Annotated in this window: 19 protein-coding genes; 7 read left to right on the plus strand and 12 right to left on the minus strand. The window is 34.3% G+C overall.

What is annotated here, in order from left to right; genetic code table 11:
• Positions 1–182: 182 nt before the first annotated feature.
• Complete coding sequence (locus BUE10_RS10975) at positions 183–3,701, minus strand: nitrate reductase (RefSeq protein WP_073485014.1); 3,519 nt, start codon at positions 3,699–3,701, stop codon at positions 183–185.
• A gap of 176 nt (positions 3,702–3,877) precedes the next feature.
• Here BUE10_RS10975 and BUE10_RS10980 point away from each other — a divergent pair, with 176 nt between their 5' ends.
• The 5 genes from BUE10_RS10980 to BUE10_RS11000 all read left to right on the plus strand — a co-directional run bounded on the left by BUE10_RS10980 (position 3,878) and on the right by BUE10_RS11000 (position 9,564).
• Complete coding sequence (locus tag BUE10_RS10980; RefSeq protein ID WP_073485016.1) at positions 3,878–4,582, plus strand: Crp/Fnr family transcriptional regulator; 705 nt, start codon at positions 3,878–3,880, stop codon at positions 4,580–4,582.
• A 453-nt stretch (positions 4,583–5,035) separates the two neighbouring features.
• Positions 5,036–6,475, plus strand: a complete 1,440-nt coding sequence (locus tag BUE10_RS10985) for an alginate export family protein (protein ID WP_073485018.1) — start codon at positions 5,036–5,038, stop codon at positions 6,473–6,475.
• 28 nt (positions 6,476–6,503) lie between these two features.
• Positions 6,504–7,733 carry a CmpA/NrtA family ABC transporter substrate-binding protein gene (locus BUE10_RS10990; RefSeq protein ID WP_073485020.1) on the plus strand — a complete coding sequence of 410 codons (1,230 nt, stop codon included), beginning with the start codon at positions 6,504–6,506 and terminating at the stop codon, positions 7,731–7,733.
• 24 nt (positions 7,734–7,757) lie between these two features.
• A complete protein-coding gene (gene ntrB, locus BUE10_RS10995) occupies positions 7,758–8,645 on the plus strand; it encodes a nitrate ABC transporter permease (protein ID WP_083598037.1) in 888 nt (295 codons plus the stop codon).
• A gap of 112 nt (positions 8,646–8,757) precedes the next feature.
• Entirely contained in the window at positions 8,758–9,564 is an 807-nt protein-coding gene (locus BUE10_RS11000; RefSeq protein WP_073485022.1) for an ABC transporter ATP-binding protein, read from the plus strand.
• Positions 9,565–9,624: 60 nt separating this feature from the next.
• Here BUE10_RS11000 and BUE10_RS11005 read toward each other — a convergent pair whose 3' ends face one another.
• The 11 genes from BUE10_RS11005 to nirB all read right to left on the minus strand — a co-directional run bounded on the left by BUE10_RS11005 (position 9,625) and on the right by nirB (position 22,586).
• The gene (locus tag BUE10_RS11005; RefSeq protein ID WP_073485023.1) at positions 9,625–10,248 is read right to left on the minus strand and encodes a class I SAM-dependent methyltransferase; all 624 of its coding nucleotides are present in this window, start codon (positions 10,246–10,248) and stop codon (positions 9,625–9,627) included.
• Positions 10,249–10,251: 3 nt separating this feature from the next.
• Entirely contained in the window at positions 10,252–10,965 is a 714-nt protein-coding gene (locus BUE10_RS11010; protein ID WP_073485025.1) for an exonuclease/endonuclease/phosphatase family protein, read from the minus strand.
• Positions 10,966–11,006: 41 nt separating this feature from the next.
• Positions 11,007–12,008 (minus strand): hypothetical protein, encoded by a 1,002-nt coding sequence (locus BUE10_RS11015; protein ID WP_073485027.1) that lies wholly within the window; start codon positions 12,006–12,008, stop codon positions 11,007–11,009.
• Between the two features lie 160 nt (positions 12,009–12,168).
• Positions 12,169–12,534: a hypothetical protein gene (locus BUE10_RS11020; protein ID WP_073485029.1), complete on the minus strand. Its 366-nt coding sequence runs from the start codon at positions 12,532–12,534 to the stop codon at positions 12,169–12,171.
• Positions 12,535–12,674: 140 nt separating this feature from the next.
• Positions 12,675–13,940, minus strand: a complete 1,266-nt coding sequence (locus BUE10_RS11025) for an alginate export family protein (protein ID WP_073485279.1) — start codon at positions 13,938–13,940, stop codon at positions 12,675–12,677.
• Positions 13,941–14,016: 76 nt separating this feature from the next.
• The gene (locus BUE10_RS11030; protein WP_073485031.1) at positions 14,017–15,522 is read right to left on the minus strand and encodes an MFS transporter; all 1,506 of its coding nucleotides are present in this window, start codon (positions 15,520–15,522) and stop codon (positions 14,017–14,019) included.
• A 98-nt stretch (positions 15,523–15,620) separates the two neighbouring features.
• Positions 15,621–16,280, minus strand: coding sequence for a response regulator transcription factor (locus BUE10_RS11035; RefSeq protein ID WP_073485033.1), 660 nt, complete (start codon positions 16,278–16,280; stop codon positions 15,621–15,623).
• Between the two features lie 490 nt (positions 16,281–16,770).
• Entirely contained in the window at positions 16,771–18,579 is a 1,809-nt protein-coding gene (locus tag BUE10_RS11040; RefSeq protein WP_073485035.1) for a sensor histidine kinase, read from the minus strand.
• A gap of 10 nt (positions 18,580–18,589) precedes the next feature.
• Positions 18,590–19,174: a DUF4202 domain-containing protein gene (locus BUE10_RS11045; RefSeq protein ID WP_073485037.1), complete on the minus strand. Its 585-nt coding sequence runs from the start codon at positions 19,172–19,174 to the stop codon at positions 18,590–18,592.
• A 248-nt stretch (positions 19,175–19,422) separates the two neighbouring features.
• Complete coding sequence (gene nirD / locus BUE10_RS11050; protein ID WP_073485038.1) at positions 19,423–19,800, minus strand: nitrite reductase small subunit NirD; 378 nt, start codon at positions 19,798–19,800, stop codon at positions 19,423–19,425.
• A gap of 272 nt (positions 19,801–20,072) precedes the next feature.
• Positions 20,073–22,586, minus strand: a complete 2,514-nt coding sequence (gene nirB / locus BUE10_RS11055) for a nitrite reductase large subunit NirB (protein WP_073485039.1) — start codon at positions 22,584–22,586, stop codon at positions 20,073–20,075.
• Positions 22,587–22,853: 267 nt separating this feature from the next.
• Between nirB and BUE10_RS11060 the strand changes: the two genes are divergently transcribed.
• Together BUE10_RS11060 and BUE10_RS11065 are read left to right on the plus strand one after the other, a co-directional pair.
• Positions 22,854–23,633 carry an META domain-containing protein gene (locus BUE10_RS11060; RefSeq protein ID WP_073485040.1) on the plus strand — a complete coding sequence of 260 codons (780 nt, stop codon included), beginning with the start codon at positions 22,854–22,856 and terminating at the stop codon, positions 23,631–23,633.
• 112 nt (positions 23,634–23,745) lie between these two features.
• Entirely contained in the window at positions 23,746–24,177 is a 432-nt protein-coding gene (locus tag BUE10_RS11065; RefSeq protein ID WP_073485041.1) for an META domain-containing protein, read from the plus strand.
• The last annotated feature ends 81 nt before the right edge of the window (positions 24,178–24,258 follow it).

A 24,258-nucleotide genomic window follows, 5' to 3' on the forward strand; every position in this document is an offset into this window, starting at 1 on the left:
GCAAAGTTTTTAAAGGTTTATATTCTGTGTGTAAAATTGTTTTCTATTAAAAGCTCACAAAGCAATACGTTAAAGCTTTGTATACAGCTTTGCGAACTTTGCGAAAAACCTTTGTGAACTTTGCAGTAAAATTTATGTTCAAAGAAAAGTAACTTGAAACATGAAACCTGAAACAAAATTAACTAAACTTTACACTTCGCCAATATCTCTTTAACCTCTGTTTTACAGCTTCCGCAGCCTAAGCCGGCGCCTGTGTTTTTGCATAAATCGGTAAAATTATTTACGCCGCTTTTGATTGTTTCTTCGATGTTTCCGGCTCCAACCTGACTGCAGGAACAAACTAGTTTTCCTAAAACAGGTTTTGCGTTTGAGCTTCCTCTTAATAATAAATTTCGTTTGTCTGATAATTCGATTTTGCTTTCGATCATTGTTTTGAATTCGGCAAACTCGTTTTTATCGCCCATTAAAATAGCGCCTACAAGTAAATCATCTTTTACGATGCATTTTTTGTAATAGCGTTTTTTCAAATCGGCAAAAACAATTTCTTCAAATGAATCGTCATTTTCAGGAATTTCGATATCGCCAATACTGCAAAGATTTAAATCTTCGAGTTTTAAAATATTCATCAAAACGGAACCTTTATAATAACTGCTGATATCTCCCGCTAAAAAGTTGGCCAGAATATCGGCCTGTTCTTCGGCGGCAGAAGTGATTCCGAATAATTTATTATTGAATTCGGCTATTTCTCCAATCGCAAAAATATCTGGATTTGAGGTTTGTAAATACTGATTCACTTTTACCCCGCGCCCGCAGGAAAGACCGCTTTCTCTTGCAATTTCTATATTTGGAATTGTTCCGATGGTATATACAATGGCATTAGCGGTAATGATTCTGCCGCTTTTCAGTGCGATTTCAATTTCGTTTGGATTATCAGTTTCAAAAACGGTGCTGACTTCGTTATCAAAATAAATCTGAATATCACGAAGTTGTACTTCTTCGGCCAATAATTTACTGGAAATTAAATCGAGCTGACGTTCCATTAAGCGAGAAGCTCTTTGAATTATGGTTGTTTTTACTTTTTTATGTTTTAAAGCGGCAGCCAATTCTAATCCTAATAAACCTCCGCCAATAATGACAACATGTTGTTCTTCGGGCGGAAGATTGGTGCTGTCAAGATGTTTTTTTAACCGATCTGCATCTTCTTTTCTTCGTACTGTAAATCGGCCCGGTAGATGAAGTTGTGCATTTTCTGGAATAAAAGGACGGCTACCGGTGGCTAAAATTAACGAGTCGAAAGTATGTGTTTCGCCTAAATTGTCTTTTATAATTTTATTGACTGTATCTATTTTATCAATCGCAACTCCAGCTTTCATGGTAATGTTGAGCTTGTTTAGAGCTTCGCCGTCTTTTACTTTTAAAAGCTGTTCCCAAGTGAATTCTCCTGTCATATATTCCGGCAGTAAAACACGATTGTAAAACGGATTTATTTCATTCGAAAAAACAATAATTTCATCGGTTGTATTGAATTCACGATAGTTTTGAATGAACCTAAAAGAAGCTGCACCGGCACCCACAATTGCGATTTTTTGAAATGGTTTTACATATTTCGTAATCGAAACAGTTGTGAATTTAAAATCAGGTTCTTTTGAAACTGGATCAACAACTGTATTGGTTAAATTGTTGGTTCGGTTTAAATCATTTTCGAGTTGTTTTCCCCAATGCATGGGCAGGAAAACGACTTTTTCTTTAATGGAATCGGTTACTTTTGCTTTTACACGAACTTCGCCATTTTTACTTGTAACGGTAACAATATCACCATTTTTAATTTCATTTTTAAAAGCATCAATTGGATTTATTTCTAAAACCGGACTCGGGATATGAGTCAGCAATCTTGATACTTTTCCGGTTTTTGTCATGGTATGCCATTGATCGCGAATTCTTCCCGTTGTTAAAATAAACGGAAATTCAGCATTTGGCTGTACCGATGTATTTTCTATTGAAACCGGAAGGTTAAAAATGGCTTTTTGTGATGGTGTATAGAATTTTTTATCCGTAAATAGGCGGGGAGTTCCTGGATGTCCGTAATCTGGAACGGGCCATTGAAAAGTACCTTCGGTTTTTAGACGATGATAATTTAAAAATGAAATATCGATGTTTGTGCCTTTAGTAAGCGCACAATGTTCTTTGTAGATTTCTTCGGCACTATTGAAATTGAAACCGTGAAAATTCATTTTTTTAGCAAAACGAATTAAAATTTCAATATCCGGAAGTGCTTCTCCGGGTGCATTTATTCCTTTTGAAAGATAAGAAATACGACGTTCTGAGTTCGTCATTGTTCCTTCTTTCTCTAACCATCCGGCTGCTGGCAAAAGTAAGTCTGCAAATTTTGCGGTATCGGCGTTATGCGAAATATCCTGAACAACTACGAATTTAGCGTTTTGAAGTGCTTTTTCAATTCTTCTGGAATCTGGTAAACTTACTAATGGATTGGTACAAATAATCCAAACGGCTTTCATTTTTCCAGATTCTAAAGCGTCGAACATTTCGGTTGCCGTTAAACCCGGTTTGTCTGAAAGTTCGTCAACGCCCCAAAAATCAGCTACTTCTTTACGGTGCTCTGGATTTGCAATATCTTTGTGTGCGGCCAAAAGTGTTGCCATGCCGCCAACTTCACGTCCGCCCATGGCATTAGGCTGTCCAGTTAACGAAAATGGTCCAGAACCCGGTTTTCCAACTTGTCCTGTTAATAAAGATAAATTTAGTAAAGCGGTGTTTTTATCAACGCCAACAGCACTTTGGTTTAATCCCATTGCCCAAAAAGAAAGGAAACCTTTTGCTTTTCCGATAGTATCGGCGGCGAGTTTAATATCGTTTACCGGAATTCCGCAGAGTTTAGAAGCTTTTTCTAAAGAAGTTCCTAAAACTAGGTCTTTATATTGTTTGAAATTTTCTGCGTGATTTTTTACGAAATCATGATCTACATATCCTTTTTCGATAATGCGTTTGGCGATGGCATGATATAAAATAATGTCTGATCCGGGAATAATCTGTAAATGTATATCGGCAAAAGCGGCTGTATCTGTTCGTCTCGGATCAATTACGATTATTTTTGTTTTCGGATTTTTTTCTTTGTGCTTTTCAATTCGTCTGAATAAAATGGGATGACACCAAGCCGGATTTGCACCGGTAATTAAAAGTGTATCGGCAAGTTCAATATCATCGTAAGCAATTGGAACAGAATCTTCTCCAAACGTTTTTTTATATCCCACAACAGCAGAACTCATGCAAAGTCGGGAATTGGTATCTATATTATTGGTTTTCAAAAAACCTTTTACGAGTTTATTTACCAGATAATATTCCTCGGTTAAACATTGTCCCGAAATATAAAATCCAACGCTGTCAGGACCATGTTTTTTTATAATAGAAGAGAAAACAGCGGCAGCGCGATCAAGTGCAGTATCCCAACTCACACGTTCCAGCGGATAAGATTTACTGCCGCGCATTTCAGGATATAAAATTCTGTCTGAAGTATCATTTACTACATAATGCAGATTCATTCCTTTAGAACATAACATTCCTTTATTAACCGGATGATCTTTGTCGCCTTCTACCATTACGCCGTTTTTGGCATCGTTGGTTATGATTATGCCGCAGCCAACGCCACAATAGGAACAGGTAGTTTTGATTTTGGTATTTTGCATTACAGCTCTTTTTTAGATACTATTTCTTGAATCTGCAGAGATTTATATAAATCACTTATACAAAAATAAGTATTTTTACGTATAAATACGTATTTTTAGAAATTATTTTTCTATTTTTGATGAAAATAAATGAGGAACAACAAATTAGTTTTTAAATCGATTAAAATTTAGGACTCATGAAAGACGAGCAAGCCATTTGTTATTCCTGCGCCAACGAAAACTGTTTTATTAAAAAACATCTGCATCTGGAACAAATGAAACAATATGTTCAGAAGAAACATAGTTTTGTTTGCAAAAAATCGCAGCAGTTTATTATCGAAGGAGCTCCAATTCAAGGCCTTTATTTTATTTGTAAAGGAAAAGTAAAAACAGTTAAAACCGGAATTAACGGTAGAGAACAAATTGTTCGTCTTACTAAAAATGGAGACACAGTTGGTTTTCGTGGTTTCGGTACCAGCAAACGCTATCTGATTGGTGCTTATGCTTTGGAAGATACAGTTTTGTGTAATTTCAGCAATGAAACCATGATGGAAATTCTTCAAAATGTTCCTGAATTTACTTATGCCTTAATGTTGTTTTATGCTGATGAACTCAATAAAAGCGAAAACAATATACGTAAAATTGCCCATATGAATGTACGTGAGCGCGTAATCGATTTGCTATTGTACATTCACCGAAAATTTGGGCAAATAAACGGTTTAATTGAAATAGAGCTTTCAAGAAAAGAAATCGCAGACTTCGCTGGAACTACTGAAGAACAGGTTATTCGCGTTCTCTCAAGTCTTAAAAAAGAAGCACTTATCAAAACAGTCGGCAAAAGAATTGGTATTCTTACTATTGCTAAACTTCAGTCAGAAATAATGGAACATAAGTATTTTTAGGGGGTTGAGGTTGTTTCAAGTTTCATGTTTCAGGTTTCAGGTTTCAGGTTTCAGGTTCGCTAAATAACCATTGCAATCACATTCTCCATTCATCTCTCATCCCTCATCTTGCATCTCTCATCTTGCATCTTACATCTTACATCTTGCATCTTACATCTTGCATCTTACATCTTGCATCTTACATCTTGCATCTTACATCTTGCATCTTGCTTCTTTTTCACCATTCCAACAATTATCTAATTCTCTCATTATCGAATTAAGTTTAATTACGTAATTCCAGAAACCTCTTATTTTACAGAGTCTGGCGCCAAAGTCATGCGAAAACGCAGAAAACAAATTGAGTTTCAAACGCTTTTTTTGGGTTAAAAAAAATGTTTTGATATGGTATAAGTGTTGTACTTAAGTATTAATACGTATATAAATTTGCTCCATAACCAATCAAAACATATTATTATGAACAAGTTAACCAATCCTATATTAAAAACACACAGCATTAATTTTTTATCAAAACTTTCGAAATCTATCCTATTAGGTTTTGTATTTACGTTTTTGGGAATCTATGAAGCAAAAGCACAATTTACACTTACAGGTCAATTAAGAGACCGTGTTGAAGTGCGCGCCGGACAAGGAACTTTGCAGCAAGAAGGCGATAAAGCGGCTTTATTTACAAGTCAGAGAACAAGATTAAATGCGGGATATTCTGGATATAGATTTAAAATTTTTACGGCTTTGCAAGATGTTCGTGTTTGGGGACAAGATGCTTCCTCTATCAACAGAACAACGACAGAAGCGAATAACGGAATTTTATTGCATGAAGCCTGGGCAGAGATTTTTTTGAATGATACTGTAAGTACAATTCAGAATCTGTCTATAAAAGCAGGACGTCAGGAAATTGCTTATGACGATCAAAAAGTCTTGGGAAGTTTAGATTGGCTGCAACAAGGAAGACGTCATGATGCGATCGTCTTTAAATTTGCCAATAAAGGCTGGATTGCAGATGTTGGGGCTGCTTTTAATCAGAATAAAGAAAATAATACAGGAACAATTTACAATGGTACAAATCCAGCTTATGGTGCAGGAACTAACGGAATTGGCACAATGTACAAGTCGTTTCAATATGCTTATGTGGGGAGAAAATTCTTCTTTGGCGACTTGTCCTTTTTATTTTTCAAAGATGATTTCAACAAATATACTTTAACGACTGCCGGAACTCCTCCAGTCACTACAAAAGTAAACGGAACAGGAGTTTGGAGCCGAAATACAACAGGAATTTACTTCAATACCAATGTAACCCGAAAATTAAATTTAACTGGAAGTTACTATTATCAAGGCGGAAAAAATAAAGACGGACGATCACTAAACGCCAATTTGTTTTCGATTACGTCAACATTACAAGTAGGAAGAAAATTGTTTATTGGTCCCGGAGTTGACTTTTTATCTGGAGATGACGGAACAAAAACAGTTACGGCCGATTCAAAAGACAATCGCTTTGATCCACTTTACGGAACACCTCATAAATTCTGGGGAAGCATGGATTATTTTTATGCTGCAAGCGGTTTTGGAAAACAAGGTTTGCTGAATTACTTCTTCAAAATAAAATATAACGCCAAAGATAATCTAAGTTTAGCATTGGATATCCACGGTTTTGAGTCGGCAAATACTTTATCTAATGGTGCTGGTGGAAAACTAAATTCTTATTTAGGAACCGAACTTGATTTACTTGTAAAATACAATTTAACCAAAATCATCAATATCGAAGCAGGTTATTCTTTCATGAAAGCCACAAATTCTATGGCTTCTGCAGCGGTTAAAAATATTGCCAATGCTGATTTAAACCCACAGTTTGCTTATGTAATGCTAAATATCAAACCCAATTTTTTAGCTAAAAAATAATAATCAACAACATTTAAAATTTGTAAAAATGAAAAATATACAGATAAATACAACTGAAGTTTTTAAAAGAATAGTACTGACTTTAATACTCGTTTTAGCCGTTTCTTTTACAGAAGTTACAGCTCAAAATGATCCTGTAAAACTTGGATTTATTCCGTTAACAGATTGTTCTCCAATTGTAATGGCAAAAGAATTAGGATTGTTTAAAAAGTATGGAGTTGAAGTAGTGGTAACCAAAGAATCTTCATGGGCCAATGTTCGTGATAAAATTTTAACCGGTGAATTAGACGGGGCGCACTGTCTGTATTCAATGCCGTTTTCGGTTTATACCGGGGTAGGAGGGAAAGCAGGTTCTGAAATGAAAATCGCCATGATGCTGAATGTTAACGGTCAGGCCATAACACTTTCGAATGATTTTTGCGGGAAAGTAGGTTTTAAACAAATGAATAAAGTTGCACCTGTTGTGGCGGCCAAACTTAAGGCAGAAAAAGAAGTGACTTTTGCCATGACTTTTCCTGGAGGAACACACGATTTATGGCTAAGAAACTGGATGGCTATTGCTGGTGTAAATCAAAAAACATCTAAAATTATTACGATTCCACCGCCTCAGATGGTAGCAAACATGAAAGTTGGAAATATGGATGGTTATTGCGTAGGCGAGCCTTGGGGCGGTGTTGCAGTAAAACAAGGAATTGGTTTTACACAAATCGCTTCACAAGATATCTGGAAAGATCATCCCGAAAAAGCTTTGGTTGTTAATAAGGAATTTAGTGAAAAACGCAGAACTGATCTTGTAAAAGTAATGAAAGCTGTTCTGGAAGCTTGTATTTGGCTGGACAATCCGGCAAATCGCAAAAAAGCGGCTGCAATAATAGGGAAAGTACCTTATGTAAATGCTCCTGCAGATGTTATCGAAAATAGATTAATGGGAAATTACGATTTGGGCTGCAATCAGGGAACAGAAGTTTATACTAAAGATTATATGCTGTTTTACAAAGGCGGTTTGGTTAATTATCCTAGAAAATCATACGCGATTTGGGCAATGGCACAATATGTTCGATTTGGGTATTTGAAAGAAGCCCCAAATTATAAAGCAATTGCCGACAAACTGATTTTACAGGATTTATACGAAGAAGTGGCTAAAAGTATGAAAGTAAAAGTGCCAAATGATGATATGAAACCTTTCTCGCTAACGATGGATAAAACAGTTTTTGATCCTTCAAATCCGGAGGCTTATTTAAAAGTGGTTAAAAAATAATTTTCAAATTTAAATCAGAATATCATGTCTAATAAAGATACTTTAACGCTAAACGATATCGCGGATCAAACAGAAGTTTTGATAGAAAACACCGCAATGGATGCCGGAAAAAATGAGAAATGGAAATTGATTTTAAATTCAATTTCTATTAAACTAAAATCAACTGGTTTTGCAGGAATCGGAATTGCTTTGTTTATTGGTTTTTGGAGTTTATTGAGTTTTTATACTAAAGAGGCACTCCCTGGACCTTTGGCCACCTTTACAGTTTTAAAAGAAATGCTAAGTGATCCGTTTTATGATTATGGCCCCAACGATAAAGGAATCGGACTGCAATTATTCAATTCAATAAAAACCGTTTTATCGGGCTTTTTATTAGGTTCTTTAGTTGCAATCCCAATTGGGATTTTGATGGGAGCGAGTACGATTTGCAAACAAATTATGTACCCAATTGTTCAGCTTTTAAAACCAGTTTCGCCTTTGGCATGGTTTCCCATTGGATTGGTCGTTTTTAAAGATACCGGCTTGGCAACGATTTTTATCGTTTTCATTACGTCTTTATGGTCGACTTTAATCAATACTTCTTTTGGAATCGCTTCAATCCCTCAGGATCATAAAAATGTAGCAAAAGCGTTCGGTTTTTCTAAGATGCGTTATCTCACTAAAATTTTAATTCCGTTTAGTTTGCCTCATATTATTACCGGATTGCGTTTGAGCATCAGCGTGGCGTGGCTTGTAATTGTAGCAGGAGAAATGCTTTCAGGCGGTGCCGGAATAGGATTTTTTGTATGGGACAGCTGGAATGCCTTAAGTTTAGAAAAAGTAATTTCTGCTATAATCATTATTGGAATAGTTGGTTTATTATTTGATAAATTTTTCACTTATGTAGAAAATAAAGTAGCGTATAAACCGTAGGTGAAGGTTCAAAGAAGCAAAGGTACAAAGGTTCAAAGGGTTTTGCTGAAACCTGAAATTTTGAAACCATCAGAAATCTAAAATCTAAAATCAACAATCTAAAATTATATATATGAGTTATTTAGAAATCAAAAATTTAGAGATATCATTTCCAACTCCAAAAGGGAAATACATCGCTGTTCGCGATATTAATTTATCCATTCAAAAAGGAGAAATCATTTCGATTATAGGGCATTCGGGCTGTGGAAAATCGACTATTATGAATGCTATTGGCGGCATGCTGACACCAACTGGAGGTTCTGTCGAATTAGCCAGTCAAAAAATAAAAGGACCGGGACCGGATCGCGGAATCGTTTTTCAGAATTACTCGCTTTTACCTTGGTTAACAGTAGAGGAGAATATCTTTCAGGCTGTCGATTCGGTTATGAAATGTTCCAAAAAAGAAAAACACGAGATTGTGATTCAGAATCTTAAAATGGTGAATTTATTCGAACATAAAAATAAACTGCCGGGACAACTTTCGGGCGGAATGAAACAACGTGTTGCTATTGCGAGGGCTTTTGCAATCAATCCGGGAGTATTGCTTTTGGATGAGCCTTTTGGAGCTTTAGATGCCTTAACAAAAGGATCAATGCAATTGGAAGTTTTGAAATTATGGAACTTAGACAACAGAGAAAAAACAATCATAATGATTACGCATGATATTGAAGAAGCGTTGTTTTTATCTGATAGAATTGTGGTATTGAATAATGGTCCGGCATCAACCATAAAAGAAATTGTAGAAGTGCATTTACCCAGACCAAGAAACAAAATTGAAATCGTGAAGATGCCTGAATATATTGCTTTAAGAGATAAATTGCTGCATTTATTGACGGACAAATTCTCTATTGAAGATATGGGAATGAAGTATAAAAATTAATTTGAATTTAATTGAGATGTTCTGTTGAGACGTACTGCTGTGCGTCTCAACATTTGTAAATTAGTTATTTTTTCTTCCAACAAATCGAATAACAGAACCTTTTCCGTTATGAAATAACCCTTCGTTGAGTTCGATTTCTTTTTCTTCTAATTCGATGATTTCATAATTAGGAAAATCGGATTTGATTTCTTCTATAGAAAATAGAGATTCGATATCTTTTGGCCCGCCTACTTTTTCATTTACAGCAAGATATTCTAAATGCTTTTTGCTGAAAGCTTCAAAAATAATAATCCCATTTTTGTTTAATAATTTATCAAGATGTTTGTGAATTGCCGATTTAATTTCTGCCGGAAAATGAGCATAAATTAAAGCAATCGCATCAAATTGTTCTTTCTGAAAATCCAGCGTTTCTAATTCGCCAACTTGATAATCAATTGAAACATTGTTGTTTTCGGCAAGACGAATGGCTTTGTTTTTTCCTTCTTCGCTAATATCAAAAGCCGAAACGTTCCAGCCTAATTTTGCTGCAAAAATGGCATTTCGTCCTTCGCCTTCGGCAGGAAAAAGAATAGAGCCGGAATTTAGTTTTTCCAGTTGATCTTTTAAGTAATTGTTGGGTTCTTCGCCGTACGCAAATTCTTCGCTGCTATAACGGTTGTCCCATCGCTGAGTCCAATTGTTCATGGTTTATATATTAAATTTAATTATTAAAGGTTTGTGGTCACTAAGTGCAGTCCAGTCTTGATAAGTTCCTATTTCGACACTTTCCAGAGTTTCAATAAAATCATTTGAAGCAAAGCAGTAATCCAGATGATACGGTTTGTTTTCGTGTCTATAAAGATATAAAGTTGGATGCTCTTCTTTGCCTTGCATTTGATTAAAATATTTATGATAAGTACTAAAAATATTCTTGTCTCCCAATTTGTTTACAACAGTTGTATGATTTCCTTCTCTTCGTGGTTTATCCCAAATGGTATTGCTGTTGAAATCTCCAATTAAAATGGTTTTGGTTTCTTTAATTAGATTTTCATAATAATTAATTGCTTTCCAAACCTGGGTTACATATTGTCCGTCTTTATCTTCAGGATTATTGGCCCAGATTGCAAATAAGATAAAATCTAATTTTCCGCCAGTAACGGCTATTGGTAAAATGTTTTTGAAATTTGGATTATGACAATCCAGCAATTGAAATCGATAATCGCTATAAGAGAAAACGCCAATCCCTTTGTGTGGATTTGTTCCGTACCAAAGAATATCGTTTGGTAATTGTGTTCCGATTGGAAACTTTAATTTTTCAGGATTTTCACACTCAGAAATTACAGCAATATCAGGATTGTGGGCTAGAATGAATTCTGCTTTTTTTCTGAATGCCATGTTGCAATTCCAAGCTATGAGTTTCATTTGTTGAAGATTTTGAATAAACTATTTATTTAATGTAGCTTTTATTTTAGTTCTTTTAGAATTATTTCTAATTCCTTAGCTTGTTGAGTATATTGAGTAATTGTTGATTCTAAATTCACTTTTAAATAGTATTTTTCATTTTTAATATAATTTATCGAGATCATTCCTTGCCTAACTGAGGTTATCAGTGGTTTAGTCCTATCGTCATGTCTAAGTTGAGTTAAGATACCTATTAAAGGCTTATAAAATTTATCATCAATATGGTATATATTGTATAAAGCATTTTCTCGATAAGGGATTATCTCATTTTCAAACAATATTAATATAGGTTTTACTCTATCATCGTTTATTGAGCTTTTGCCAATTTCCTTATCAATTTCCACAGCATAGTCTCCAAAAATTCGATGTAATTCTTGAAGATTATTATTTAGGCTTGTTGTGTGAAGAGAAATTTCACGTAAATAATCTTTAAATTTTATATTTAAATTTTCAAATATTCCTTTTTGTATACTTATGAAAGCTTGAATCTTATTTGATATTTTTATTGACTCACTGTATTTTTTAGATCTATACTTTTCAAGATATTTTATTAATTCAGGTTTGTCCAAAGAGTCGAAAGTTTTACAATCCAAGGAAGAATATATAGTCATTTGAGGAACTTCGGCCTTTTCTTTTTCGTGTTCAATTAAAAATGTTTTTATAATCTCATTCTGCTTGTTAATAGGAGTTTCAAGTGAATTAAGTTCAATTTTCCATCTTTCACCATGTTTTTTGATTCTTTTTCTATCTGTTAAAAAATCAATACTTCTATTAATAAAAATACCAAGCAATAATGTTAATATGGGCAAAATATCTTTAAAAGTATTAGAATTACTACTAGGCTTTATATATATGTTTAAGTTTTTGTCGTTTACTTTATTTGAGTAAACTTTAGTTGAGGCTTTGGTATTGTTTTGTGAAGGAATGAGATGAAGGTTTTTTTTGGATTGAGGGAAAGATATGATCGTTGAAAAGAAAAAAATGAAAATAAAAATATGCTTCATGTTTTTAGTTATTTTTTGTTACAGTCAAATATATCCATTTAAAAAATAAAAATAGATTTCTACAGATATCAAAAAAATACCCTTTTCCAAAACTGAAAAAGGGTAGATTAAAAATGTATATTTTAGAAACTTAGATTAAAGATTGCTTTGTTTTTTTATCTTAACCAACAAATTTTGTTTCACCATTATTGATATCAATTTCTGCAAAATTATGTTTTCCGATAACGATAAGCAGTTTGTTTGTATTATATCCTACATATCTTATTTCAGGTTGCCCCACTTTTGGTTTTCCGCAAACAGAAATTACATTGGTCTGCCATTTCAATTTACTTCTTTTGTAGGCTGATATGGTTTGTAAATCATTTTCAACATAATAAATAATGTTGTCTTTTTTAATTCCTCTTTTTTGCGTTTTTGCAAAATTTATTTCTGAGTTTTTTGAAATTAAAGCATCATTGTATTTTTTGCCAATACCAGGCTGCGTAACAATGAAGGTTAACATTGATAGTTTTAAAAATTGTTTCATTTGGGGATAGAATTTGGGGTTCGTAATCGATTCAAATATAATTAATTAAACGAGATATACTAAGTTTTTTGTAAATAAAAAAAATACCCTTTTCCGAAATAGGAAAAGGGTAAAATATTGAAGTGAATTTTGAAGAAAAATTATTTTTTCCAGCTAAAAATTCTAGGATTTACAGAAATCATTAACCACGCCCAATTGTTGGTATGACTGGCATCTCCGCCTTTAATAAATTCTAAAGTTTTAGATCCAAACATTTGAGAGTAACCTCCTGAAACTGTAATGTCTTTTTTGAAATTGTAACCAAAAGTTGCATCAATCTCAGTTCCTAAATAAGAATCTAGTTTTTCAGCTGGCGTAACTACATCAGCAGCTGATAAAAATATATGCGGAATCAAAGCAAACTGCCATTTGTTTACATTATAATTCAATTTTACAAATGCATCTTGTAAACCAACATTTTTTAAGTGATTTCCAACGTAAAAATAATCCATATAACCGTTAAAACCGTGGTTGGTTCCAAAAATAGGATTGAAAGATTTAATAACAGTACTTCCGTCATTTGTATCTTTTCCAGAAAGGAATTCATATCCTAAACCTGCTTTAAAAGATTCTGTTATTTGATATCCAAAGTTAGCAGCGGCATTCCAAGCGCTTACTTGTTGATCTGTACTTTTTCCTGTTTGTCCGTATGCCCAAAAATTAGTATCAATTTTACCTTTTTTATAAGTTAGATAAGGTCCAAAAGTCTGTGTGTAATCTACTAACAGTTTGGTAGAAGGAGCAGGCTCAGGAGCATATTCGTAACCAGTATTCAGTAATAGAAAACTCACCCCTAAAGCTTCGTTAAATTGGTTATGATACCAAGCATATTGCAAAGCTTTATAATTGGCAACTGTATAAGGAGTCTGAACTACATTTTCGGCAGTAGAGTTATAAGCTCCTCCAAAATCTAATTTCTGTTTTTCAGTATGAAACGAAACCGTAAGTGCATCATGGCTTTGTGCTTGTTGTCCCCAATCTTGTTCACCCAAAATACGCTGATTATCATATGAAAGTACCTGACGTCCCATTCTGGCGCTCCACTTTTCAGTGAAATTATATTGTGCCCAAGCCTCAAAAACAGCAACTCCATTTTTATCTGCTGTAGCTGTTGGTGCAACATCTCCCCAGGTTCTGGTGTTTTGCAGGGTCAATTTTACAATTAAATCTTCTTGTTTATAATTGAAATTTAAACGAGAACGCTGTGAAATTTGAGAAGTTCCTTCCTGGCCTTCTTGCAGAAGCTGTTTATATCCGTTTCTGTATTCAAAACGAGGCCTTATTTGTAAATTTACATCTAATTCTTGTGCTTGTAGAGCTGCGCCAGTACCAAAAAGGAATAGAGCAATTAATTTTATTTTTTTCATAAAACTGGTATCTTTTTTTGATGCCATAAAATTATAAGAAAATTAAGCCTTTACTAATGATAAAAGTCATTATTTTTCAATTTAATTGGCTTACAGGCACAAGCTGCTGCTTTTCAATTGTTTTTACAGATACAGGTTGTTTTTTGCTAACGCTTTTGGTAATTGCATAATGCATCCAAACCAAGCATCCGGTTGAAAAAAGCAGTATAAAAATCCATGAACTTGACCAGATTCCGGTTGCAGTTAATAAATATCCAAAGATAATAGGACCAAAGAAACCACCCAGACCACCAATCATTCCAACCATTCCGCCCACAACGCCAACTTCATTTGGGAAATACTCCGGTATATGTTTGTAAACTGCCGCTTTTCCAATTCCCCATGAAATTCCAATTAGGATTACCAAAACCAGGAATACCCACATATTGGCATCAAACTTAATAACTGTAATTCCTTTAGCCAGAAGTTCTTTTTTCTTTACACTTTGGTTTTCTGCAACAACAACTTGCTGCCATGACGTAGAAGTTGGAAAAATAGCATTTTCAGTATTGTTTTCTTTTTTCTGTGCGACCGCAAAATCTGTTTCACCAATCTTAATATTGTCGTTGGTAACAGCTGTAATAGTTCCTTTTTTGGTTGCCAAAACTCCTGGTCCTGCAGTTGTAATTTCCATTTTCGGGACAGCTAATAAAGCACTTAAAATTACCGATGAACCTAATACCCAATACATCACTTTTCGTGCACCAAATTTATCTGATAAATAACCTCCAAAAGCTCTAATTACGCCAGAAGGAAGACTGAACATCGTAGCAAACAAACCGCCCATAACTAAACTGGTTTGATAAACGTTCATGAAATTTGGCAATAACCATTGTGAATAAGCTACAAAACATCCAAAAACTAAAAAATAATACGCTCCAAAACGCCAAACTCTTGCAGATTTTAAAGGAACCAGCATTTGAGAAACGGTTTTGGTATTGTTTTCTGGTTTTTTATTTTGAGTAAAAATCAAAAAAGCAATTCCAATTACAACTAGAGAAACAGCATATATAACAGGCAGTATTTTCCAGCCGTTTTGAGGATCTTCAATTGAAAAATGATTTAATAGGGAAGGAGCTAAAAAGGTTGTTATGGCTGCGCCGGCATTTCCCATTCCGAAAATTCCCAGAGCGCGTCCCTGCCATTCTTTTGGATACCAAATTGAGGTATATCCAATCCCGACAGCAAAACTTGTCCCAACCATTCCGAAGAAGAAACTAAGTAAAGCAAACATAAAAAAACTGTCGGCGTAAGGAAGAAGAAACAACGGAATTGAGCTGAGAAGCAGTAAAAGCGAAAAGACATATTTTCCACCATATTTATCCGTCAGGATTCCAATTGGGAGACGCATGATTGAACCCGTTAAAATAGGAATACCTAAAAGCCATCCTACCTGAACAACGCTCCAGTGGAAAATTCCGTTATCGACTAAAAAGGTTACTAAAACCCCATTTAATGTCCAGCAGGCAAAACACACAGTGAATGCCAATGTGTTTAAAAATAAAATTTTATGTGATTGCGATAATGAGTTTGTATTTTTCATAGCACTTATATTTTTTTTGTAAAAATAAGTACTATAACTTAGTTAAAAGATGCGAAAACGCAGTTTTTTAAAAATAATTACGTATTTATACGTATTTTTTAAATCAAAGAATACTCAGTTGCTTTATTAGAAAGTTCCATTAAGTTTTTTACTTTCAGCTTTTTCATCAGGTTAAAACGGTGTACTTCGGCAGTTCGTTTGCTGATGTCAAGTGCTTCGGCGATTTCTTTGTTTCCTTTTCCGGATAGCAAAAGAGTCAGAATTTCTTTTTCCCTTTTGGTAATCATCATTTCGTCACTTAAGTTTTGCTTAGGTTCTAATGGATTTGAAGGATTTGTCAATTGACCAATTAAGATAGATGAAATGTCCCCGCTGAAATATTTTCCGCCAGAAGAAACAGTATGAAGTGCTTTTAAAAATTCTTCTTTACTGGAACCTTTCAGTAAATACCCATCGGCTCCGGCTTTTATAGATTTCAATACGTATTCTTCCGATTCGTGCATCGAAAGCATAATGATTTTTATGTTGTTATTTTCGCTTCTAAGTTTTTCTACTAATTCGATACCAGTTAAATTTGGCATACGAATATCAGCTATAAGTAAATCGGGTTTGCTTTCAGCCACTACATCAAGAGCGTCGGCACCATCAATTGCTTCGCCTACAACCTCAATGTTTGCTTCATTTTCCAAAAGAGATTTGATTCCGTCTCTAACAAAAACATGATCATCTGCCAGCACTACACGAATGATATTACTCATAATTTACTTAATTTAGATTCTGGATTTTTACGTATATTCATCTATAAAGAAGACGCTAATATACGTACTTTTTTTAAAAGTAAATTCCAATTTTTTGAAATTCTAAATTCCAAGATTAAAAAATCATTAGAAAAACGCAATATCAATGACAATGGCAAAAATCAATTTCAATATATCAATGCCAAATTCCAAAATTGAGGATAGTTTTAGCTGTCAACTTTGTCAAAGTTTTGAACTTTGACAAAGTTTGGTTTTTAATTGCCTCCAGCTTTAGCTGGAGGTTTTGTAGATAAAACAAAGGGCTTTAGCCAAATGTGTAAGTTTGGCTAAAGCCTTTTTGATACTTGTTTGTGTGCCTCCAGCTAAAGCTGAAGGCAATTGATTTGGTTTATTTTGTTATTGTTGGATTTACTTTGCGTGGGCTTTGACTTCGCTCAGCCTGACAATACTACTTGCAATTTTGGAATTTGGAATTTAAAATTTGGAATTTCTACTTCAGTATCGGAATATTAAATGTAATCCTTGTTCCTTCGCCTGGAATTGAGTTAATGAAAACGCGGCCGTTAATGTATTGGATTCTTTCTTTCATGAACAATAATCCCATTCCCGATTCGCTGTTTCGTTTTTTATCGACTGAATTGATATCGAAGCCTTTTCCGTTATCATCAACAATAATACTTAAAAGGGTTTCGCTATGTGAAAGACCTACAATTATATGTGTTGAGTCTGCATATTTTATGGCGTTGTTGATGGCTTCTTGTGTAAGACGGTAAATATTGATTTCGATTAGGGAATCTAAGCGCTGGTCAAAATCGGTTTTATTGTAGAAAAGGATTTCTTTTCCGGTTAGTTTTGAAAGTTCCTGTGTCAGTTTTGCAAGAGAAGAAACGATTCCGTGATCGCTTAATTCCGGAGGCATTAAGTTGAAAGTTGCGGTGCGGACGCCTTTTATAATGTCAAGTGAAAGTTTCTTTAGATACTCGATTTTTTGAGCAGCTTTTTCTTTGTCATCTAAATTGATACTTTCCAGACTGAACTTTAAACCGGTAAGCATTTGGCCAATTCCGTCGTGAATTTCTTTCGCGATTCGGTTTTGTTCGTTTTCCTGATTTTCAACGATTTTGCTCGAAATAATTTTTTGCTGATTGATTTTTTCAGTTGTGTTTTCAAGATTTAAACGTTCGACTTCGCGCTGTGCTTTTTTGCGTTCGGTTATGTTGAAACAAACAATCAAAAGTTCTAATTCGTCTTTTTTAATTATTACGGGAACCATCGATAAATCGAGCCAAATGGTTTGATCGTCTCTGTTTAAAATTTTGATTTCGCCCTGCCAGCCGCTTCTTTGTTTTTCAAAAATAAGTCGGTCAATATTGATTTGCTCTTTTTCATCAACGGTTAAAACTTCTGAGAATTTTTTGTTGGATGAAAATTTGGTGTAGTTTAAAAGCTTAGCGAATTTTTCTCCAATATGAATAATCGAACCATCGGGTGCAACTCGGCAATAGAGTAAAGTATTTTCCATTGCGTAGTTGAGCGATTTTAATTCTTTAACCGAATTTTCTTTGATTTCGCTGATAATTTCAGTGTCGTAAGCCAGTTTTAAAGCTTTCTTTTCAGAAGATAAAAGTCTTGTAATTAATCGTTCTATTTTCTTGTTTGTTGGCTTGAAAATGAAGAAGAATTCTAGGAGAAGAACCAATAATGTAAAACCAAAAATCCAATATTCAATTTTGCGCTGCTCTGTTACTTTTTCGTGTGCCTCGAGATCATACTGTGTTACAATCTGATTCATTTTTAAAAGAAAAGAACCTTCGTTTTCTAAAATTATCTGTACGGGTTTTTGATTTTCTGCAGGTTGTTTTTTCTGTTTTAAATTCGATAAAAACAAATCAGTAGCCTGCGCGATTTTATTGAAAATCGGATTGATTTCCAGATATAATTTGTTGAGTGTTTCTGATTTTTCTTTTGGAAAAGCCAAACTGTCACTGCCGTTTTCGAGCGCGTTTTGGTTTTTCTTCCAAAGTGATAAAACGTTTTGTAAATGTGAGATTTGTTTAGAAGAAGCTGTATCAGAAACATAATGCAGAATCAGAACTTCTTTTACGATTTTCTGGCTCATCATTCTTTGTTTTCCCGAAAAGTTGATGATTTTAGAATCACTTAACTGCTGATTCAGATTGTACTGAACTAAAACCTGACTGATAATTATGGTTAGGGCAATAGTAAGAAGAGCAAAAAAATACAGACGGCGTAAATTTTTGAATGTGATTTTATCTTCTTCCTGATTGCTTTTTTTCATAGAAATCAAATTACAATCCTAAAGAAGCTTTTATAAGGTTTAAATTTTCTTCAGAATAATTGATTTTTAAGGCTTCCTGATGTCCTTTGTCAGACATTTTATCCCAGGTTTTTTTGATGATATTTTTTAGTTTTTCTTCGTCGTGTTTATGAACAAAAGGTTCTAAATAATATTCTAAAAATACAAGGCAGATAACATCTTCTAATAATTGTGTTTCGTGATCTTTTTTAAGTAATTTTTTTTCAATTAAAAACGAAACGCGATCGATGAAAGCCTGATCGTAACCTGCTTTTTCAAGAATTTCGGCGGTAGTTTTAGCGTGGAATTTTTTCAATTCTTCTCTCCATTTCAAATAACCCACACGATCCATTGGGTACGATTCGCGTGCAACTTTCCATCGGCAGATGTGCTGTGCCTTTGAAGCAATCTGAATTTCTTCGGATGCATTGGGTTCAAACTGCATCAGTCTTTCGTACATCCTGTTTGAATACAATAATTCTTTTGGATATTCTTTGTTTTGGTAGGTTTCAATGTTTGGATCCTGTGCGTTTTCAGCATCAATCCATTCGCTGGCTTTTTGAAAAGGTGTAGTCATTTTTTGGTTTGATAATAGATTTCAAAGATACGGAATTAAGTTTTTTTTCGCCACGAATTTCACGAATTAGCACGAATTATTGTTTTTGTTTTTTTTGCCACAGATTAAAAGATTTTTTGGATTTAATCTGGTGTTAAGTTTTTTTGCCACGAATTTCACAAATTCCACTAATTTAATTCGTGCTAATTCGTGAAATTCGTGGCAAACAATTTTAATCCTTTTAATCTGTGAAATCTGTGGCTTTAAAATTAATCTACAAATCCCACGAATACTTCGTTTTCAATAACTTTAATTGGATAGGTTGCAATTTTTAAATCATCACCATTTAAGTTAGAACCATCTACTAACGAGAATGTTTTTTTATGCATAGGGCAGGCGATTTTTGGGATATCATCTGCAGATCCTGTCATTCCTCTTGAAAGTACCATTTCCATTTTGTGCGGACATGCGTTTTGACAGGCGTACCATTCGTTACGGCGTGTAAAATTAAAAATAGCAATCTGTTTGTTTTTGTATTTAATACAGCCTCCGCGATTAGTAGGGAAATCTTCAACTTTGCCCGCTTTGAACCAAATTGTTGCGTCGCTTGGATGAACTGTTTCGTATTGACTTAAGATTTCTTCCATTTTGATTGAGTTTTGATTTCCTGTTTCTTAGCCCTCTTTTTACAATCAAGAGAGTTTTGATGGCGCAGTAAAAAAGAGGGTAAGAAGGACAGCAAACGTTATTGATATTTTTTTATTTTTTGGAGCTTATTTTTTATTTTTTGAAACACATAGAGACATAGACTTAAAATTGAAAAAAGAATTGTCAAAAGAAAATCATTTCTAAACTAGAGAAGTGAAAAACATTTTTGGGTTGCAAAATCTATGTCTCTATGTGTTTTGTATATTTTAATTTATGACCAGGCTTTTGGCGCTTTTTGATCTCTTAGCGGAACAAAAACAGCATTATCGTCTTTCTCGTCTGAGTTTACAAAATGATTAAAGCGTTTTAATAATCTTGGTTTTTCCAGAACTTGTTTCCATTCGCATTCAAAAGTGTTAACTAAAGTCTGCATTTCAGCTTCTAATGTTTCACAGATTCCTAAGCTGTCTTCAATGATAACTTCTTTTAAATACTCTAAACCTCCGTCTAATTTTTCTAACCAAGTTGAAGTTCTAATCAGCGGACCAGCGGTACGGATATAATACATTAAGAATCTGTCCATGTATTTGATAACCGTTTCTTTGTCGATTTTTTCGGCTAATAAAACAGCATGTTTTGGATTTGCACCGCCATTTCCGGCGATGTATAAATTCCATCCGCCTTCAACTGCAATTAATCCGAAATCTTTTCCTCGGGCTTCTGCACATTCGCGAATGCAAGCCGAAACACCACCTTTTAATTTATGCGGAGAACGGATTCCTTTATATCTGTTTTCAAGTTCGATAGCAAATCCGGCACTGTCGTCCATTCCGTAGCGACACCAAGCGTTTCCAACGCAGCTTTTTACAGCACGAAGAGATTTTCCGTAGGCGTGACCGCTTTCAAAACCGTTATCGATTAAGATTTTCCAGATTTTAGGCAAGTCGCTTAAATGTGCCCCGAATAAATCGACTCTTTGCGCTCCGGTAATTTTAGTATATAAATCGAATTGTTTGGCAACTTCTCCAATAACAATAAGCTTTTCAGCTGTAATTTCTCCTCCGGCAACTCTAGGAACTACAGAATATGTTCCGTTTCGTTGAATGTTGGCTAAAAATCTATCATTTGTATCTTGAGTAGTAACGTGTTTATTTGCCGTATCGTTGTAAATACTAGAGAAAATCGAAGCCACAACAGGTTTACAAACCTCGCAGCCGTCGCCTTTTCCGTGATGATCTAAAACATCATAAAAGTTCTCGTATTTATTGATTTTTACCAAATCGAATAATTCCTGACGAGTATAGCTAAAATGCTCGCAGATTACTTCTTTAACTTCTTTTCCAAGTGATTTTTGAGTGGCTTTTACCAAATCTGAAACCATTGGTTTACAGCCGCCGCAGCCAGAAGTAGCTTTTGTTGCTTTCACAACATCTGAAAATGTAGCGCAGCTTTCGTCTAAAATTTTACAGCAGATTGCACCTTTAGTAACATTTTCGCAAGAGCAAATTACGGCAGTGTCCGGCAAATCCATTACGCTTCCTAAACTTGAACCTTCAGAACCGTCGCGAGAACCTAAAATTAAATCTTCTGGATTTTTAGGCAGAGCCATTGCATTGTTATAAATCTGAAAAAGAGAGTTATAATCGCTTGCATCTCCAACCAAAATGCCGCCTAAAAGCGTTTTAGAATCCTTGGTAACGTTGATTCTTTTGTAAACACCACTTAATTTATTCTCATAAATAATGGCAGTTACGTTATCATTTTCGATAAAAGGATCACCAAAACTCGCAACTTCGACACCAATTAATTTTAGTTGTGTCGACATATCGATGGTTTCTCTCATGGTTTTAGAACCATTTAAGATTTGCTCGGCAGCGACATCGGCCATTTCGTAACCTGGAGCAACAAGTCCGTAAATGTTTTGATTGTAAAGTGCCGCTTCGCCAATCGCATAAATAGAAGGATCTGATGTCTGCATTTGATTGTTTACCACAATTCCGCCTCTTAAACCCACCTCAAGTCCTGAAACTCGAGCTAATTCGTCGCGAGGTTTAATTCCGGCAGATATAACCAACATGTCTACTTTTAACAATTCGTCGTCAGCAAACATCATTCCCGTTATACTTTCTTTTCCATCTATATATTGTGTTGCTTTGTTAAGATGAATTCCAATATTTAATTCTTCAATTTTTGCTTGCAGCATATCGCTTGCGCCTTTATCTAATTGTCTCGGCATTAATCGCGGGGCAAATTCGACAACATGCGGATTCAATCCTAAATCCCTAACGGCTTTTGCTGCTTCAAGACCTAATAATCCTCCGCCAAGAACAGCGGCTTCGGTTGCACCTTTTAGTTTTATCTTTTTGGCATAAGCCATAATAGCATCTAAGTCTTCAATGGTTCTGTATACAAAAACACCTTCTTTTTCAACTCCGTCAATTGGCGGCACAAAAGCCGATGAACCTGTTGCTAAAACTAAGTAATCGTACGTATGTGTTTTTTCTAAATGGGTATGTATTGTTTTTTCGGTACGATTTATATCTGTAATTAATTCAGATGTGTTTAGAATAATATTGTTTTCGGCGTACCATTCGGTTGTTGACAATGATAAATCATCGGCGGTTTTTCCTCCAAAATATTCACTTAAGTGAACACGGTCGTAAGCGCGTCTTGGTTCTTCACCAAAAACGGTAATTTGATACTTTTCCTGTCCTGATTTTGCAATGAATTTTTCGCAAAATTTATAACCAACCATGCCGTTTCCAACTACTATTACTCTAATCATGATTTCTTTAATTAAGTATTACTACGCAAATATAAGTATTTATACTTATAAAATACGTATTAAGTATGTTTTTTTAAGTAGAAGCAGTTTCTTTTGAATACGTATTTCATCGTAATCTTTTACGTAGTGCGGGTTTTTAGCGAAATGGAATACTAATAATTATTTTAAATTTGAAAAGATTCTAAATAAGAAATTCAAAATAATGTCGTAAATTCATAAGAATTTTACTTGTATTTTGTTAAAAGGTCTTATTTCAAATAAAACGTTATGAAAAATATATTTTCACTTTTGTTCGTACTTTCTTTAATAGCAGGCTGTAAATCTACAACGGGCAAAACTTCAAATACACAAACTACTTCTGAATATGGCTCTCAGGAAGATGAGATGAAATATTATTTTACTGCAACCGGAAATGAGCCTTTTTGGGGTTTAAAGATGGGAAATGAAGAAATCATATTCACTTCTTTAATTCCGGGAAAAGAAAAACTTGTTTTTGCGCCTGTTGAAGCAATCAAAGCGATGGATACAAATGTTAAGATGTATAAAGCTGCTAATGAAACTTCGATAACGACCATTACAATTCAACAGGTAGATTGCCAGAATTCAATGTCGGGTGCCATTTCACCTTATAAAGTTTCGATAGAAATTAAAAATAATACTGAATTAGAAACAAAAAAGATTGGAGGCTGCGGAAAATATAATACCGATTATCGATTACATGATATTTGGGTTTTAGAAGAACTCAACGGATTTAAAGTTTTCACAACCGATTTTCAAAGGGAATTGCCAAGAATCGAAATTAACTCTTCTGAAAATAGATTTATGGGTTACGGAGGCTGTAATGCGATCAGCGGGACTATTTTTTATGAAAAGGATTTGCTTCGATTCTCTAAAGTTATTTCGACTTTAATGGCTTGTGCGCCGGGAAATAAAGAAGGGGAGTTTACTAAAGCACTTCAAAGTACGACTACTTATAGTATTGAAAATAACAGATTGACATTATCAAATCCTTCTGCTAAACTTTTAGTTTTTAGAAAGGTAGATTGATTTTTAGGCTTTTAAAAATGTCTTAGAATGGTTTAAAAATAACTTATAGTATATATCTAAGGTTTAGCGCTAGAATATTTTTGTAAAATAAAACTTATATTATTTATTTTACATGAAAAAGATTTTAATGTTATTTATTGTTGTATCATTAGCTTACAGCTGCAAATCAAGTAAAACTACAAATTCTGTAGCTGCGACTAATGAAAACGCAATCGAAAAGAAATTACAGCAAACCTGGATTTTAGAAAACTTAAACGGAAAAGTAATTACTGATAAAGATTTTTCTAACGCTCCAAAATTAGAAATGTCTTCATCAAGTTTTTCTGGATCAACAGGATGCAACGTTATTAAAGGAAGTTTGGAATCTGATGGTGCCGGAAAACTTAAATTCCCTAATCTTACATCAGAAACTAAAAAATGTGATGCAAAAAAAGAAGGTGAATTTATGCAGTTATTAAGAACGACTTCTGGTTATTCTATTGAAAATAACAAACTTTATCTTTCTAATCAATTTGGACTTACAATGTCTTTCAAAAAAGGTTAATTCACAAAAGGCTTCGATTAATTTCGAAGCCTTTTTTTATTGAATTATAAGATAAAAAATCCGCACACACCCGCATTTTCG

This window comes from Flavobacterium sp. CF108, from assembly GCF_900129795.1.
Lineage (GTDB): Bacteria > Bacteroidota > Bacteroidia > Flavobacteriales > Flavobacteriaceae > Flavobacterium.

Excerpts from the sequence above, each read along its gene's own strand:
- BUE10_RS10975 (WP_073485014.1), bottom strand. The coding sequence starts at position 3,701 with ATGCAAAATACCAAAATCAAAACTACCTGTTCCTATTGTGGCGTTGGC.
- BUE10_RS10980 (WP_073485016.1), top strand. The coding sequence starts at position 3,878 with ATGAAAGACGAGCAAGCCATTTGTTATTCCTGCGCCAACGAAAACTGT.
- BUE10_RS10985 (WP_073485018.1), top strand. The coding sequence starts at position 5,036 with ATGAACAAGTTAACCAATCCTATATTAAAAACACACAGCATTAATTTT.
- BUE10_RS10990 (WP_073485020.1), top strand. The coding sequence starts at position 6,504 with ATGAAAAATATACAGATAAATACAACTGAAGTTTTTAAAAGAATAGTA.
- ntrB (WP_083598037.1), top strand. The coding sequence starts at position 7,758 with ATGTCTAATAAAGATACTTTAACGCTAAACGATATCGCGGATCAAACA.
- BUE10_RS11000 (WP_073485022.1), top strand. The coding sequence starts at position 8,758 with ATGAGTTATTTAGAAATCAAAAATTTAGAGATATCATTTCCAACTCCA.
- BUE10_RS11005 (WP_073485023.1), bottom strand. The coding sequence starts at position 10,248 with ATGAACAATTGGACTCAGCGATGGGACAACCGTTATAGCAGCGAAGAA.
- BUE10_RS11010 (WP_073485025.1), bottom strand. The coding sequence starts at position 10,965 with ATGAAACTCATAGCTTGGAATTGCAACATGGCATTCAGAAAAAAAGCA.
- BUE10_RS11015 (WP_073485027.1), bottom strand. The coding sequence starts at position 12,008 with ATGAAGCATATTTTTATTTTCATTTTTTTCTTTTCAACGATCATATCT.
- BUE10_RS11020 (WP_073485029.1), bottom strand. The coding sequence starts at position 12,534 with ATGAAACAATTTTTAAAACTATCAATGTTAACCTTCATTGTTACGCAG.
- BUE10_RS11025 (WP_073485279.1), bottom strand. The coding sequence starts at position 13,940 with ATGAAAAAAATAAAATTAATTGCTCTATTCCTTTTTGGTACTGGCGCA.
- BUE10_RS11030 (WP_073485031.1), bottom strand. The coding sequence starts at position 15,522 with ATGAAAAATACAAACTCATTATCGCAATCACATAAAATTTTATTTTTA.
- BUE10_RS11035 (WP_073485033.1), bottom strand. The coding sequence starts at position 16,280 with ATGAGTAATATCATTCGTGTAGTGCTGGCAGATGATCATGTTTTTGTT.
- BUE10_RS11040 (WP_073485035.1), bottom strand. The coding sequence starts at position 18,579 with ATGAAAAAAAGCAATCAGGAAGAAGATAAAATCACATTCAAAAATTTA.
- BUE10_RS11045 (WP_073485037.1), bottom strand. The coding sequence starts at position 19,174 with ATGACTACACCTTTTCAAAAAGCCAGCGAATGGATTGATGCTGAAAAC.
- nirD (WP_073485038.1), bottom strand. The coding sequence starts at position 19,800 with ATGGAAGAAATCTTAAGTCAATACGAAACAGTTCATCCAAGCGACGCA.
- nirB (WP_073485039.1), bottom strand. The coding sequence starts at position 22,586 with ATGATTAGAGTAATAGTAGTTGGAAACGGCATGGTTGGTTATAAATTT.
- BUE10_RS11060 (WP_073485040.1), top strand. The coding sequence starts at position 22,854 with ATGAAAAATATATTTTCACTTTTGTTCGTACTTTCTTTAATAGCAGGC.
- BUE10_RS11065 (WP_073485041.1), top strand. The coding sequence starts at position 23,746 with ATGAAAAAGATTTTAATGTTATTTATTGTTGTATCATTAGCTTACAGC.